Origin of the sequence: Asticcacaulis sp. SL142, assembly GCF_026625745.1 — a bacterium.
Classification (GTDB): Bacteria; Pseudomonadota; Alphaproteobacteria; order Caulobacterales; family Caulobacteraceae; genus Asticcacaulis.
Map to the genome: position 1 here is coordinate 1,101,126 of NZ_CP113061.1, position 13,915 is coordinate 1,115,040.

General features: G+C 59.1%; 11 protein-coding genes and 1 tRNA gene. 2 read left to right on the top strand and 10 right to left on the bottom strand.

Features of this window, described 5'->3' with window-relative positions; all coding sequences use genetic code 11:
• Positions 1-99: 99 nt before the first annotated feature.
• Positions 100-1,272 (bottom strand): FkbM family methyltransferase, encoded by a 1,173-nt coding sequence (locus OVA03_RS05075; protein ID WP_267527075.1) that lies wholly within the window; start codon positions 1,270-1,272, stop codon positions 100-102.
• A 63-nt stretch (positions 1,273-1,335) separates the two neighbouring features.
• Positions 1,336-1,755, bottom strand: coding sequence for a DUF1489 family protein (locus OVA03_RS05080; protein WP_267527076.1), 420 nt, complete (start codon positions 1,753-1,755; stop codon positions 1,336-1,338).
• Positions 1,756-1,939: 184 nt separating this feature from the next.
• Here OVA03_RS05080 and OVA03_RS05085 point away from each other — a divergent pair, with 184 nt between their 5' ends.
• Entirely contained in the window at positions 1,940-3,835 is a 1,896-nt protein-coding gene (locus tag OVA03_RS05085; protein ID WP_267527077.1) for a patatin-like phospholipase family protein, read from the top strand.
• On the opposite strand, the gene OVA03_RS05090 is transcribed toward OVA03_RS05085, so the two are convergent.
• From OVA03_RS05090 to OVA03_RS05115, 6 genes are all read right to left on the bottom strand, one after another.
• Positions 3,836-4,561: a class I SAM-dependent methyltransferase gene (locus tag OVA03_RS05090; protein WP_267527078.1), complete on the bottom strand. Its 726-nt coding sequence runs from the start codon at positions 4,559-4,561 to the stop codon at positions 3,836-3,838.
• A 78-nt stretch (positions 4,562-4,639) separates the two neighbouring features.
• Positions 4,640-7,111, bottom strand: a complete 2,472-nt coding sequence (locus tag OVA03_RS16950; RefSeq protein WP_324291031.1) for a lysozyme — start codon at positions 7,109-7,111, stop codon at positions 4,640-4,642.
• A gap of 146 nt (positions 7,112-7,257) precedes the next feature.
• On the bottom strand, positions 7,258-8,703 hold the full coding sequence (gene mgtE, locus OVA03_RS05100) for a magnesium transporter (RefSeq protein WP_420710497.1): 1,446 nt from the start codon (positions 8,701-8,703) through the stop codon (positions 7,258-7,260).
• Between the two features lie 205 nt (positions 8,704-8,908).
• Positions 8,909-10,012 carry an SEL1-like repeat protein gene (locus OVA03_RS05105; protein WP_267527080.1) on the bottom strand — a complete coding sequence of 368 codons (1,104 nt, stop codon included), beginning with the start codon at positions 10,010-10,012 and terminating at the stop codon, positions 8,909-8,911.
• Between the two features lie 163 nt (positions 10,013-10,175).
• Positions 10,176-10,260 (bottom strand) — tRNA-Leu (locus OVA03_RS05110).
• An 87-nt stretch (positions 10,261-10,347) separates the two neighbouring features.
• On the bottom strand, positions 10,348-10,611 hold the full coding sequence (locus OVA03_RS05115) for a FliM/FliN family flagellar motor switch protein (RefSeq protein ID WP_267527081.1): 264 nt from the start codon (positions 10,609-10,611) through the stop codon (positions 10,348-10,350).
• 74 nt (positions 10,612-10,685) lie between these two features.
• Between OVA03_RS05115 and lipB the strand changes: the two genes are divergently transcribed.
• On the top strand, positions 10,686-11,387 hold the full coding sequence (lipB, locus tag OVA03_RS05120; RefSeq protein WP_267527082.1) for a lipoyl(octanoyl) transferase LipB: 702 nt from the start codon (positions 10,686-10,688) through the stop codon (positions 11,385-11,387).
• 200 nt (positions 11,388-11,587) lie between these two features.
• On the opposite strand, the gene OVA03_RS05125 is transcribed toward lipB, so the two are convergent.
• The gene (locus OVA03_RS05125; RefSeq protein WP_267527083.1) at positions 11,588-11,998 is read right to left on the bottom strand and encodes a DUF805 domain-containing protein; all 411 of its coding nucleotides are present in this window, start codon (positions 11,996-11,998) and stop codon (positions 11,588-11,590) included.
• A gap of 101 nt (positions 11,999-12,099) precedes the next feature.
• Positions 12,100-13,881, bottom strand: coding sequence for a TadE/TadG family type IV pilus assembly protein (locus OVA03_RS05130; protein ID WP_267527084.1), 1,782 nt, complete (start codon positions 13,879-13,881; stop codon positions 12,100-12,102).
• Positions 13,882-13,915: the final 34 nt, after the last annotated feature.

Sequence of the window (13,915 nt, forward strand, 5' to 3'; positions counted from 1 at the left end):
GCCGGAAGGTGGGGTAATACAGCCGGTAGTTTACCCCCTCTTTTGTTTAAGCCAGCTTAAACAAAAGCTCCCCCTGCAACAGGGGGAGTTCTTTACAGTCTACCCCGCGTACAACACCGTCTCCCAGATCATCGACGAATAGTGGCGCAGTTCAAACTTATAATCGGGCCGCAGATCGAGCAGCTTTTGCGCCAGCACCGGAATATCATCAGCTTTGTGATAGGCACTGAGCGCCATTTTCGGCTTATAATCCGTGATCGTGCGGGTCATGCCGTCAAGGGCCGGGCCTTCGGCGCCTTCGATATCGAACTTAACAAAGGTGATCTCACCGAGGTTCATATTATCGAGCGCATCGACCGGCAAACGCACCTCAGAGGCCTGATTGATCGCACTGCCCATAGCGCCCGTCGTCTCAAACCCGATGCTGTCGGCATGGCTCCACAGACCGGCGGCATGAACGCTGATATCACGCACATCGGCGGTCTTGGCCCGCAAGCTATCAACATTGATTGGATCGAGTTCAAAGGCATGGATATGGCGGTACTGCCCTTGCGTGCGGGCGATAAACTGACGCACCGTATCACCGTCAAACGCCCCGCCGTCGACGAAGATTTCGCGCTCATTTAGGGCACACAAATCGTTGTCAAAATAGACACCTTCGATCGGTCGGCGTACCGGCTCAAGGGCCGCCTCATCCCAGGTCAGTCGGTAAATCATCAGCGTATCCAGCACCTTACGGCTTTCGGGATCGCTCAGAATCGTTCGCCCGAATGCCTGCACCTGCGCCAGAATTTCGAGGTCGCCATAGGCCAGTAAATCATTGACTCTTACCCCGCCGTCAAAGCCTTTCGGGAAGGTGGTCATGACCTCAAAATAGAACAGCAACGGCTGACCGCCGTCGCCCCACACCCGCTGAAAATGACGCATGGGCGCCTCGGACCCGCAGCACAATATGCCAATGGCTTCCGGCGACCGCGCCAGAATATCCGCCAGCCCGTCATCGCCGATCACCGGCAGCCCACATAATTCCTGCCCGCTCAACCCATTATCAACAATGGCCCGGACATTGAAATTATCGACACAGTACTGTACAAAAGCCCGCGCCATCATCGACCCTGCCCCCAGCAGGATCAGCGGCCTTCCGGCATAGTCCATATCCACACGCGCCCGACGCAGGTCATCGACCCGTTTGAGATCATGGGCGTTGGTGACATCAAACCCGCCGTCAATCAGGTCGCGATAGGATGCGGTTTTCAGGGCGTTAAGCGACATATCATCGCCTCCATACTCAAGGGTAACTGGCCCCCACTACACCGGATTCGTCTTAAGGCTTTGCTACCACGCGCCCGCTTCCTTGAGTGCGGCCACCATGTCCGGTGGCAGGTCACCGGCGTCACGCGGGTCGCGGATATCGCGCGGCGCGTCCTTAAGGCTCAGATAGCGCCAGCCCTGAAACGGACGGCGCGGCATGGCCTCAGTATAGATCGGCTTGGACGAGACATGGATATGGCACAGCGGCAGGCCGGTCGGACTATCGGCGGCCTCAAAGCTTTCGATATCGATAATTTCACGCCTACACAGGATCACGCCCTTGATCACCCAGTAGAGCGAGCCGCCATCCAGCAGTTCCGCCGCCCGCTTCGGGGTTTGGCGGGTATGCACCGGATAGGTCGGCCCGCGACGAGCTTCATAGTCCATAAGCTCTTCGACACTCTCGACCCCGACACACAGCTTGATCAGATGAACCTGGCCCATAGATGCTCCTTTTCGCTTCATATGAGCCTTGCGCGCGCCAGAGGCAACCGCCACTTGGATTTTTGTTTGGTCGCATTTTCTAACGACGAACCGGCGTCCACTTCGTCGGAAAATGCTCTACTCTGTTAACCAAAACAGATCATAATCCATAGTCATATGATCCGCGTTCAGGATATGAAGTCTCATGAGTAAGAAAAAGACGCCCGCCTCTGGCCCTGACAGCGCGCCCAATCCTTTACCGTCCCTAGAAGACGCTCTGGCCAAACTGTTTGCGACCACGGCGTTGGAGGCCGCAAGCTGGATCACCTTGACCGGCGGGTCGCGCCTGTTTAGTGCTGGCGATGATTCGGATCATCTCTATCTGGTGCGCACAGGCCGTCTGGGTGTGTTTCGCCAGAACGAAGACGATGGTGAACTGAACCTGATCGGGGTCATCAAACCGGGTGAGCCGGCCGGTGAGATGTCGCTGATTGCGGGGACACCGCACACCTCCACCGTCATCGCCCTGCGCGACACGGATCTGTTGGCCCTGCCACGCGATGCCTTCTTTGAGGCGGCGTCAAAATCGCCCGAAGTTATGCTGGCCCTGGCGCAAAAGATGATCCTGCGCGCGCGTGAGGTACAAACCCGCGGGTCTCAGCAGCTTCACAACCCCAATGTCTTTGCCTTTTTCGCCGTCTGCGACCGCCCCGCCCGCCCCTATGTCGAAACCATTGCCGAGGCTGTGCGGGCGATGGGCTATACGGTGTGCGTGCTGGATGCGACCTTTCACGGCTCGACCTCCGAAGAGTTCTCGACCCTTGAGGCCGCCCACGACTACGTACTCTATGTGGCCGAAAAGTCAGAGGCCAACTGGCGGCAACTGGCCGCCCGTCAGGTTGACCACAGCTTTCTGATCGTGCCGGGTTTAAGCCATGTTGATGCGCCCGATCTGTCTGCCGTCGGTGCCGATCTGAGCTTGAGCCTAAGCGCCGGTTTGCAGCACCCGCCCGACCTGATTATCCAGCACGATCAGGCCACCCGCACCAAGGGCATACGCCATACCAAGCTGTGGTTGGATGCGCTCAAACCCGCCCGCTGGTTCCACGTCTGCGACAGCTCTCAGGCCGACACCGCCCGCATCGCCCGCATCGTGACCGGCCACAGTACCGGCCTTGTGCTGTCCGGAGGCGGCGCGCGCGCCTTTGCCCATCTGGGGGCCGTGTGGGCTTTGCGCGACGCCCATGTGCCGATCGATTTCGTCGGCGGCTCATCCATGGGCGCGATACTGGCCGCCACCGCTGGCCTTGAGTGGCCGCAGGAGGAAATGGACCGGCGTATCCGCGCCGCCTTTGTCGACTCATCGCCGCTCGATGATATTTCGTTCCCATTCATCGCCCTGACCGCCGGGAAGAAGGTCGATGCCCGCCTTGAGGAACATTTCGGTGAGGTTCTGATTGAGGACATGCCGATCCCGTTTTTCTGCCTGTCGTCCAACCTGACGTCGGGGACGATCAAGCTGCATAAGACCGGATCGCTGCGCAAAGCCCTGCGCGCCTCGATCTCCCTGCCCGGTATCATGCCGCCGGTGATCGAGGACGGTCAGGTGCTGGTTGACGGGGCGGTGATGCGGTCTTTTCCGGCGCGGCTGATGGCCAATACCCATCTGGGCACCGTCATCGGCGTCGATGTGACCCGCGCCAAGGGCATCGATCCACGAAACATTAAGGTGCCCAAAAGTCTGCCGACCTGGTTCGGGCGCGGCGACTGGCGCAAGGGCCCGCCGATCGTCTCGATCATGATGCGTTCAGCCACGATCACCACCGCCGCCGATCTGGCCCAGAGCCGGGCCGCGACCGATCTTTTGATTATCCCGGAGCCGGGCGGCGTCGAGATCCGCGACTGGAAGGCCTATGATCTGGCGGTCGAAAGCGGCTATCAGACGACGGTCGATACCCTGTCTAAGCTCGACGGGCCGGTGACCAGTATGCGAAAACGCGGGCTCAGCATCCATCCGGATATACCGGCCTTTACGCCTGACGATGACCACCTGATCGCGCCGTTTGTGCCTCCCAAAGACAAGTCAGTGCCGAAGAAGTAACTACCTGCGGCACGCCACCAGAAATACATGCTCAAGGCCCGCGCAGCCGTGACCATCGGCGGTGGCGGACACGTTGTTATCCCCCGACAGGCGGGCATAGGTATCCTCAACCGTCGGGGCCAACAGCGCCACATTGACCCGTGCCGCCTGCGCCATCACCAGTTCGGCCAGATCGGTCAGGTCATCGAACACCTGCATATAACGGCTCGACCAAAACTTCAGGTCGAAGTCAGTTTTCGGAAATATTTCCGTCAGTTGTGCATAGGTTTTAAGATAATCTTGCGCACCCACAACGCCACCTGAAAACACCTGCATCCAGCCATTGAGCGTCACCGGCACCTGAACGATTAACCGTCCACCTGGCTTGATATGGGGCCGGAACCTGTCAGCGATGTCGGTCAGGTTATCTCCCATCGCAGCACCTCCGTGGCTGATCAGAAGATCAAACCCGCCGGGGGCAATTTGGCGCAACTCATCGGCCCAGCCGCTTGGCGGCATTTCCACCCACGATACGGCCTTGCTGAGCGAGCGGGCGCGGTCCATGCCCTGACGGCTCTGGCCAAAGCCGTAGACCCTTGATTTAGGAAAGGTCGCGACCAGAATATCGCTCATCACCCCGTCATGGCAGCCCAGATCCGCGATGCGCCCGCCCTCGATGTCCTGCGGCAGATGGGGCCACAGATCGGTCAGGGTGCGCTCATATAGATCGTGATAAAGGCGGGACATGGTATACTCTGGAACACTAAAAATCAGCTCGGTTTATAGGCTGATTTGGCCCGCAACGATCAAGCTAAATTTGGGGATTTAATCCTTAAGCCCGCCCAGGCGTTTCAGGATCAGATAGACCGAGATACAGACCAAAACCATGCCCGCTATGGCCAGAATGATCGACAGGCTGTTGAAATCGGTCGTACCGTCGCGCAGTTCAACATCGCTGGTCGATTTGTAATAGGCCGCCGTTGCCCCGCCGATCGCGGCCAGCCCCAAGACGGACGTGCCAATCCATTGCAGGGTCGAAGCAAACATCTTCCAGATCGATTTTTCACCCTCTGCGTCGGCATCGACGCTCATGGCGATCCGGCCACCGTCGCTCAGCCATTCATCGTCGTCGGCCGCAGCCTCCTCAGCCACCTCATGGGTGCGATAGACCGGGGCCGGGACTTCTTCAAAGGTTTCGACCGTTACGGGCGCCACGGCCGCAGAAGAGGCTTCAGCGGCGGCAGTCACCGGGCGGTTGAGTTGCTCACGCCAGTGCAGGCCCGGTGAGGCCGATGCGGCGGCCACAACCGGCGCTACCGGCGGTTGCGCAATCAGGACTGGCGGGGCGACGCTGGAGGGATTGCGCCGGGCGACCAGCTCAGCTTCATCTTGAAAGGTCAGGTCAGGTGCTGACCTGACCGCCTCCTCCGGCTGAGGGGTGGCGGCCGGAGCCGGTACAATATCCTGAACCGGTGCCGGGGCCGGGATCGGCGCAGGCTCAGGACGTGGGGCAAACGGATTGGTCGGCTGCGGGATCGCGGCCACAGGTGCCACAGGCTTCACCGGCGGCAGAGGCTTACCCGCCAGCGGTTGGCCCAGACCGGACGCATAGGGTGAATAGAGCCGCATCAGGGCCGCCGCGGCTTCGGCCTTACGTTGTTGTTCTTCGGCGGAGGGCGCAGATGCTGGGGCTGCGGCAGGGGCGGCTGCCTGAGCGGCAGCCGCACTGGCCTCTGCGGCGGCCTGTTCGCGGGCACGGGCATCGGCTTCGGTTTTCAGACGGGCGGCTTCGGCGTCGCGTTCGCGCTGTTCGGCGTCACGGCGAGCCTGCTCGGCAATCGCGGCCTGCGCCTCACGCTCCAAACGCTCTTGCTCAGCCAGCCGCTCTTGCTCCAGTCTGGCCTGTTCCTGGCGGAACGCTTCAAGACGGGCGGCCTCAAGGCGGGCGACTTCCTGGGCGCGGGCCTCCGTCGCCAGACGTTCCTGTTCGGCCCTTTCGGCCTCCCGGCGCTCAGTTTCCTGACGGGCAATTTCGGTGCGCAAAGCCTCGGCACGGGCGGCTTCGGCGCGCGCGGTTTCGCGGGCAGCCTCCTGACGAATGGCCTCCAGCCGCTCGGCTTCCAGACGCTGAGCCTCAAGACGGCGGGCCGCTTCAAAGCGCTGCGCTTCCAGGCGCTCGCTCTCCAGACGCTGGCGTTCCTGTTCGATCAGGCGGTCACGCTCAAGGCGTTCCGCGTCAGCCTTTGCGGCCTCCAGACGCGCAACTTCCCGACGGGCAGCGTCAAGACGGGCCGCTTCCTGACGGATCAGCTCCTGGCGGGCAGCTTCCTTAGCCACCTCTTGAGCCTGTCTTTCCTGCTCAAGGCGGGCCTGCTCGGCCACACGGGCGGCGGCCAGAGCCTGCGCCTGACGCATGGCTTCTTCGCGAAGGCGGTCTTCGTTAGCGCGGCGGGCATCCTCTTCCAGACGCCGTGCCTCTTCGACGCGACGGGCGTCATCGGCGGCGCGCACAGCGTCAAGGCGCTCAAAATCGTCACGCATTTTCGCTTCGGCCTGCGCCTTCATCAGGGCGGCCTGAACGGATTCGCTCATGATAGGCACATCGTCTTCGCCGCCCGTTGCCACCGTCGAGGCGGGCGGATAGCGGACAATATCAACGGCGCGGGCGCCATAAGGCGTGTCCAGTACCGGCGCGGCAGACGCTACAGGCTGAGGTACTGGAGGCTGCTGTACTGGTGGCTGAGGTACTACGGGCGTTTGAACGGGGGCTAAAACCGGCGGATGGTCATCGGCCGGACGCACGACCATGCCCGGTGAAAGCTGCGGCGCGGTCGCCTCATCTTCGGTCGGGGTCAGGAACAGGCTTTTCTCAGCCGCACGACGGCGGATCAGCGGGGCCAGCACATAGGTCTGCCCGTTGAACTCAGCCGAACTCCAGCTATCCATAGCCAGAGCCGCTTCGGTCAGGCGACCTTCATTGATGCGTTTCAGCACCACTGACTGGGCGAAATTCTCGATTCCAATATTGAAACAGAACGACACCAGCGCATCGAACTGGTTTTGATTAAGCGGATGGTGCACCAGACCATTGATGCCATCAACAATCGGCAGCAGATCAAAACGCAGCAGGGCATCGGCATCTTCGGGCCCGACGCGCGCGCCTTCGCGGGCTGAAAACGTATGGCCATAACCCAGCGTCCAGCGCCCATCGGGCAGCTTCGCCGCCACCTGGCGCAAGCCCTCGAAACTCTTGATCAGTTCGACCCCGGCGCGGGAAATTTTCAGGCGCCCACTCATCTCAAATCCTGACCCAAAACGGTACATAATTCTATCGCTACTCCCCTGTAGCAAAAGCCAGGCCGACATCAGGACTTCGATTGCGATGACAGCTACGGTCCCTACCTTAGCGCAGCTTGGTTAATAACAGCCATAACGGCTGAATTTTACAACAGAATTATGCCCGCCAGCCCCAGGAAACTAAAAAATCCGATGCAATCGGTCACCATGGTCACAAAAATGGGCGACGCCACCGCCGGATCGCGGTCCAGACGCGACAGGGTCAGCGGCACCAGCGTACCCGCCAGCGACGCCGCGGTAATGTTGATCATGATGGCCAGCGCAATCGTCACCCCCAGCAACAGGCTCTGTTGCCAGACCCCCGCCCCAAGTCCGAGCAAAAGCGCAATCACCGACGCATTGATCCACCCCACCCGCACCTCACGCCAGACCGTGCGCAGGGCGTTGGTGGTGGTCAGTTCCCGCGACGATAGGGCGCGCACCGAAACCGTCAGCGCCTGCGTACCGGAATTGCCGCCGATGGACGCCACAATCGGCATCAGCACCGCCAGCGCCACCAGCTTTTCAATCTCATCGGAAAAGACCGAAATCAGGCTGGACGCCAGAAAGGCGGTGAACAGATTGACACACAGCCACGGCAACCGCGATTTGACGACCTCAAATACGGTCGAGCCCCGGCCCTCTTCGTCCGACACACCGGCCAGCGCCAGAATGTCTTCGCGGCTTTCTTCCTGAATGATGTTGACGATGTCATCAACCGTGATCTGACCGACCAGCCGCCCGCCATCATCGACGACGGGCGCCGAAATCAGGTGATATTTGCCGAAGATATAGGCGATTTCTTCCTGATCCATATCGACCTGAATTTCGGTGATCGGCTCCATCAGGTCTTCGAGCTTGACCTCCCGGCGCGACCGCATCAGCAGCGACACCGGCACCGCTCCGACGGGCTTATGGGTCGGGCCTATGACATAGATATCAAAGAACAATTCCGGCAGATCATCGCCGTGGGCGCGCATGTGCTCAATGGTGTCACCGACGCTCCAGAAGATGGGTGCCGCCACCACTTCGCGCTGCATCAGGCGACCAGCGGTTTCTTCTTCGTAGCTTAAGGTCGTGACCATGGCCTCACGGTCGGAGGCGGTCATGGCGGCCAGAACTTCGCGCTGCTGCGCCTCGCCCATGTCCTCAAGCACGGCGGCGGCGTCGTCGGAATCCAGTTCCTGCAACACCTCAGCCAGATCGCCGGGTCGCAGGGTGTCCATGACCTCTTCGCGGATGTCGTCATCAAGTTCCGGCAGAACCTCGGCCAAAGCCGACGCCGGAATCCACGGGATGACCTGCTCACGGTAATCTTCGGACAGAAAGCCCAAAAGGTCAGCCACGTCAGCCGGATGAAGCGCATCCAGCAAGTCGCGCAGGCGCATACCGTCGCCGCGATCAGCGGCATCAACCACCAGCTCAATATATTCCGGGTTCAGGGCATAGTCATCCTGAAGCGCGAAATCTTCGATCTCTTCGGGGGTATTAAGTTGAGGGCGGTCATCGTCATCGTGGTCGCGCTCAAGCAACTCTGCCTCAGCAGCCATCATCCGGGCGCGGAGGGTATCAATGTCTTCGGCGTTGTCCGTAACCGCTGTGGTGGTCTTGGGGGCATCGGGTTTTTGAGACATGGTGACACCCTCCCCTCACGATAATACCGGTTTCGTAAATTTGGGGCGAATGTGCCTGAAATCTCAATAAATGCAACAGGAAAGACCTGAAACGGCAGAGTTAAATTGGCCGGGCCCGTCACGTCTAATGACCGGCAGCCGCCCGTTTGGCCTCTTCCACCGCCCGCGCCGCCACCTCACCGTCACCCTTCTGATAGAGCTGGCCGAAACGGTACTGAGCCTCGGCATAGCCGTTCGCCGCGGCCTTTTGATACCATTTCGCCGCCACAGCCTTGTCTTTCGTAACGCCAAAGCCACTTTGGTAGCGTAGCCCCATAACGTACTGGGCCTTTGCGTGGCCGTTATTCGCGGCCTTTTCATACCATTTGGCGGCCTCAGCCTGATCTTTTTTGACCAGCTTTCCGACGGTATAAACATTACCGAGTTTGAACTGGGCGTCGGCATGGCTGGCGGCGGCCTTGCGGTACCAGTTCAGAGCCATCTGCGGGTCCTTCGGCACGCTCTTGCCCGCATCGTAAAGCCCGGCCAGTTCGTATTGCGCCCCGGCATGGCCGCCCTCGGCCGCCTTACGATACCAGATCAGGGCCTGAACGCCATCCTTGGCCACACCCTCACCTTTGGCGTACATATGGGCCAGATTGAACTGAGCGTCCCGGTCGTCGCCCTCGGCCGCCTTGCGATACCACACCACGGCTTCTGCGGCATCGGCCCGCACCCAGTCCCCGGCAGCGTACATCATCCCGATCCGGTTCTGGGCCGGACCATAGCCCTGATCAGCGGCTTTTTTAAACCAGGTCCAGGCCTGTTCGGCGTTTTTTTCCACGCCTTCGCCCTTATGGTAAAGCTCCCCAAGCGCGAACTGAGATTTGGCATGGCCCTTATCTGCGGCCTGCTGATACCACTTAACCGCCTCGGCATATTCCGCCGCCGTCACCGCTGACTTTTCGGTCATCTGGGCCAGCTTATATTTGAAATCTGTCGAGCAACCGCCCAGACCCACGGCTGACACCACGCTCACCAGGGCCAGTGAGGTCAGCACTTTGTGCCGCGCCTGACCGATGAAGGGCAACCGGCTCACCACGATCGGGTTGATAATCACGGCGGCAAGCAGGGCCAGCGCGACCCCGCTCCACATCGGCATCAGCAAAAAGCCAAGGGCCAGACCGATAAAGGCCAGTGTCAACCCCCAGCCCAGCAGCGTTAAGACCACACCTAAAAAGCGCGTCATAATCCCCCCTCACCGCCAAAGCGATAAACCCGGATCGAATTTAGGCGCGATCACGGGAAGCGTCAACGTGGTTAACGACACCTTAAGGCGAAATATGAGATGGCAACATCCGGCGCGCGGGCATGAAAAAAGCGCCGGCTAAGGCGCTTTTTTCAGTTCCCATTGGTGCGGTCAAGAAGACTCGAACTTCCACATCTTGCGATACAGCGACCTCAACGCTGCGCGTCTACCAATTCCGCCATGACCGCGCACAAACTGGAGGCGCGGGGAATAGCAATCCTTGGCACATTTGTGAAGCGCTGAATTGCAATTAGTGTGAATAATTTCACCCCGGCCTAATTGCCGATAGCCATAAAGTCGTAAACATCCGCCGGACGGGTCACGACGATCGAGATTTTTTCCTCGAAAATCTGGATTTCACCGCGCGCCACCGGATGGTTATTGGCCAGAATCCACACTTCGTCATGCTCACGGGCATCCAGCGGAATCACCGCCCCGCGGCCCATGCGCAGGAGTTGCTGCATCGGCAGGACGCTGCGGCCCAAAAGGACCGAGATTTCGACGGGTACCGATTCAACCTGAGACACAAATTTCCCCAAAACGCTCTAACGCCAAAGCCCTTGCTTTTAAGGCGCTGATATCACATTTACAGACTATGCCAAACTCTCAGACTATGATTGATGACAGGTTAACCCCTTCTTTTTATTTGACTGATGACGGCGGTCGCCTACCCGAATGGGTGGTCGCCCCGGCCCCCGTCCCCTACCCCGATGCGGTCGCCTTTATGGATGCGCGCGTAGCTGCCATTCAGCGCGGAGAGGCACCGGAAATGATCTGGCTGCTGGAGCATCCGCCGCTCTATACGGCCGGGGTATCGGCCAAACTTGATGACCTGATTGAGCCGGAGCGGTTTGAGGTGTTCAAATCCGAACGCGGCGGGCAGTTTACCTATCACGGTCCCGGCCAGCGCGTGATCTATGTCATGCTCGACCTCAACCGAAGAACCAAGGATATCCGGGCGTTCGTCAAAGCGCTGGAGACCTGGGTGATCGATGCCCTCAAGGCGTTTAATATCGAGGGCCATATCCGCGACGGTCGCGTCGGGGTCTGGGTCGAGCGGCGGGATCGGGGCATCCTGCCCCCGCCCGAAGATAAGATTGCCGCTATAGGAATCAAGCTGCGGCGCTGGGTCAGCTTTCACGGCATCAGCATCAATGTTGAGCCGGATTTGTCTCATTTTACCGGCATCGTGCCGTGCGGGATTTCTGAGCATGGCGTCACCAGTCTGGTGGACCTTGGGCTGCCGGTGACGATGGATGAGGTTGACTATGCCCTGCGCCAAAGTTTCGAGGCGACCTTTGGGCCTGCGACTTAGAACTCCCCCTCCAAGAGGGGGAGTTCTAAGTCGCTGGTTCTTCAACCACCACCCGCATCGGCGGGCCATAGCGGTTCAGGCCGCGCTCACTTTTTGCCTATTTTGTTCGCGCGGCTAAACCGTAGCCTCTTCCGCAATCCGCATCGGCGGGCCATAGCGATTCATACCGCGCTCACTTTTTGCCTATTTTGTTCGCGCGGCTAAACCGTAGCCTCTTCCGCAATCCGCATCGGCGGGCCATAGCGGTTCAGGCCGCGCTCACCGGGCATCAGGGTCAAATCCACAAACGCCCACACCAGCACCGCCACGCCGATAAAGTCGAAAAAGCCTTCCGGCTGCGGCCAGACCATCACAAAGGCCACCAGAATCACCGCTGACCACCAGCCCGACCGGCCCCGGTCATGCAGGCGCTTGGACAGCACGCAGGCGGTGCAGAAAAACAACACCGGATAGACCACCCACCCGGTCAGCAGCTTAAGCCCACCAGTGACCACCGACTCATAAAAGGCCAGACTAATCAGCAGGATCACGCCCGCGATGACGAACGGCATTTGCCGGCCTCGTCCGGTGGATGAGAAAAACAGCTCGCTCCAGTCGATTTTCGCGTTCATGCCGGGCCTTCCTTACTTAAGGTCTGGCAATACACGAAATTCGCCAAAGTCAAAAGAACCTTGCACTCATTTGACCGTGCCGAAAGCTATTGCACCAAAACCTACTGTGTAAGCCGCGTCTTTTTGATCGCCTCAAACACGCTGGACAAGGCCGTATTCAACTGCGAGGCCGAGGTCAGGTCATAGTAATATTCGTCCTTGCTGGCACATTTTTTCAGCAGGTCGGAATTGCCTTCCATCACCCGCACCACAAACACCGTGATGCCCTGAGCATTGGCGGCCTCACAGGCAAGCTTTGTGCGCGCGTCAATATCGGATGTTTTACTGGTCCAGCGGTTCTGGGTGTTTTGGCCATCCGTGATAATAATCATATACTTCAGCGTCGTGTCGTCCTTGAACGCCACGGTACTGGCAAAGGGCTCGGCCGGTGACAACACTTCCATACCCCACTGCACGCCGATGGTGACATTGGTACTGCCGCCGGTTTTCAGCGCCTGCACATAGGTGTTGGTGGTGGTGATGTCTGTCGTCAGGCCCTTGACGACGCCCAGATTATTGGAGGCGCACGACACAGCCTTATAGAGCGCCTTGGTGTTTACCGTATACGCATCTACCGACACATCATAGCTTTGTTCACGGTCGGTAATGCAGCCGGTCCAGTTACTTTTGGTGTCCGGCACCGCCGGGTAATGAACGATCTTTTTAGGTTGCTTGTTGTCATCTGAGCTTTTTAGCCCGCTTTCTTCCTTGACCTGAGCCTCACGGCCGCCATAGCCGCCGCTGTAGCTATTAGTATATTTGATCAGGGTCTTGTCACCGGCATAGGTAAAGCCCGACGTCGACGGTGTGCCGCTGTAGGTGCCGTTTTGCTTTTTCAGAGTATAGGTTGTCGACGTTGTGGTCTTGCCTCCCTGGGTGCAGGTTTCAACCCCGGTTTCCGAATTGGTCGAACAGCCGCCAGTGCTGGTGGACGTTTTGCTGCCCAGTTGAATCTGGTCGGTATAGCTGAAATTTTTGCCGCCGCCACTGGCGGTCACCATGACATCAAACCAATTATTCCCGCCCGACTTATAGGACTTGTAATAGAACTTCGCCGTAGCCATACAGGCCACAATATCGGAAGGTGTCTGACCGCTTTGGTAACAGACCTTACCATAGACATCGCGGTAGTAATTACATAAACCGCTGTCGCCCGGACTGGACGTGCAGCCTTCGGAATTACTGCCAATCCCGTAATCTATATAGCTGTAATCAATGCCTTTCTCGACACGCACCTGCGGGTTGAACGGCACAATGGCAACCTTGGTTTCCGAAGCATTGACACCGTCGGTTAAAAGGCTTTTGAGAACGCTGTCCATTGAACTCTTAAGGTTGGCGATGCGCGTCGAATCCGAGCTCATCGAACCTGTAACATCCAGCACAAAGGCGATCTCGGACTTGCGCATCTGCGACTGAGCCTTGGCGACCACGGTGACGGTCGTGGTTTCCATGCCAATGATCGACAGAAACAGGTTTTCAACGGTGGCTTCGACGTTATACGTCACATGGGTAGTGTTGCCTTCGACTTCTGTGCCGACCGTGCCTTCGGCATCATATCGTTCCGCGTTATCAAAGCCGAAATTATTGACAAAGGCCTGATCGGCGGCGATTTCGCGCTGCTCGTCGGTCATTTTCGACGACATAACCGCCCGCAGCACCGCCGCATCAGCCGCATCCTGCAACCGTGAGCGCACCTCCATCTGGCGCACCACATCCGTGCCGCCGCCTGCTGCGACCACCAGCGTCATGGCCGACAGCCCGAAGATCACCGCGACATTGCCGCCCTGATGACTACGGAAAGGGTTCAGGCGCTGCCACAGCGTAGATAAGATGCGCTTCTGCATAGGTGTCCCGCTACGAATTTTTCGTTCAAACCGT

What these genes read in the sequence shown, in the direction of transcription:
- mgtE (WP_420710497.1), bottom strand. Translation starts at nt 8,703, where the DNA reads ATGATGGCTGCTGAGGCAGAGTTGCTTGAGCGCGACCACGATGACGAT.
- lipB (WP_267527082.1), top strand. Translation starts at nt 10,686, where the DNA reads ATGATTGATGACAGGTTAACCCCTTCTTTTTATTTGACTGATGACGGC.
- OVA03_RS05105 (WP_267527080.1), bottom strand. Translation starts at nt 10,012, where the DNA reads ATGACGCGCTTTTTAGGTGTGGTCTTAACGCTGCTGGGCTGGGGGTTG.
- OVA03_RS05080 (WP_267527076.1), bottom strand. Translation starts at nt 1,755, where the DNA reads ATGGGCCAGGTTCATCTGATCAAGCTGTGTGTCGGGGTCGAGAGTGTC.
- OVA03_RS05125 (WP_267527083.1), bottom strand. Translation starts at nt 11,998, where the DNA reads ATGAACGCGAAAATCGACTGGAGCGAGCTGTTTTTCTCATCCACCGGA.
- OVA03_RS16950 (WP_324291031.1), bottom strand. Translation starts at nt 7,111, where the DNA reads ATGAGTGGGCGCCTGAAAATTTCCCGCGCCGGGGTCGAACTGATCAAG.
- OVA03_RS05085 (WP_267527077.1), top strand. Translation starts at nt 1,940, where the DNA reads ATGAGTAAGAAAAAGACGCCCGCCTCTGGCCCTGACAGCGCGCCCAAT.
- OVA03_RS05130 (WP_267527084.1), bottom strand. Translation starts at nt 13,881, where the DNA reads ATGCAGAAGCGCATCTTATCTACGCTGTGGCAGCGCCTGAACCCTTTC.
- OVA03_RS05090 (WP_267527078.1), bottom strand. Translation starts at nt 4,561, where the DNA reads ATGTCCCGCCTTTATCACGATCTATATGAGCGCACCCTGACCGATCTG.
- OVA03_RS05075 (WP_267527075.1), bottom strand. Translation starts at nt 1,272, where the DNA reads ATGTCGCTTAACGCCCTGAAAACCGCATCCTATCGCGACCTGATTGAC.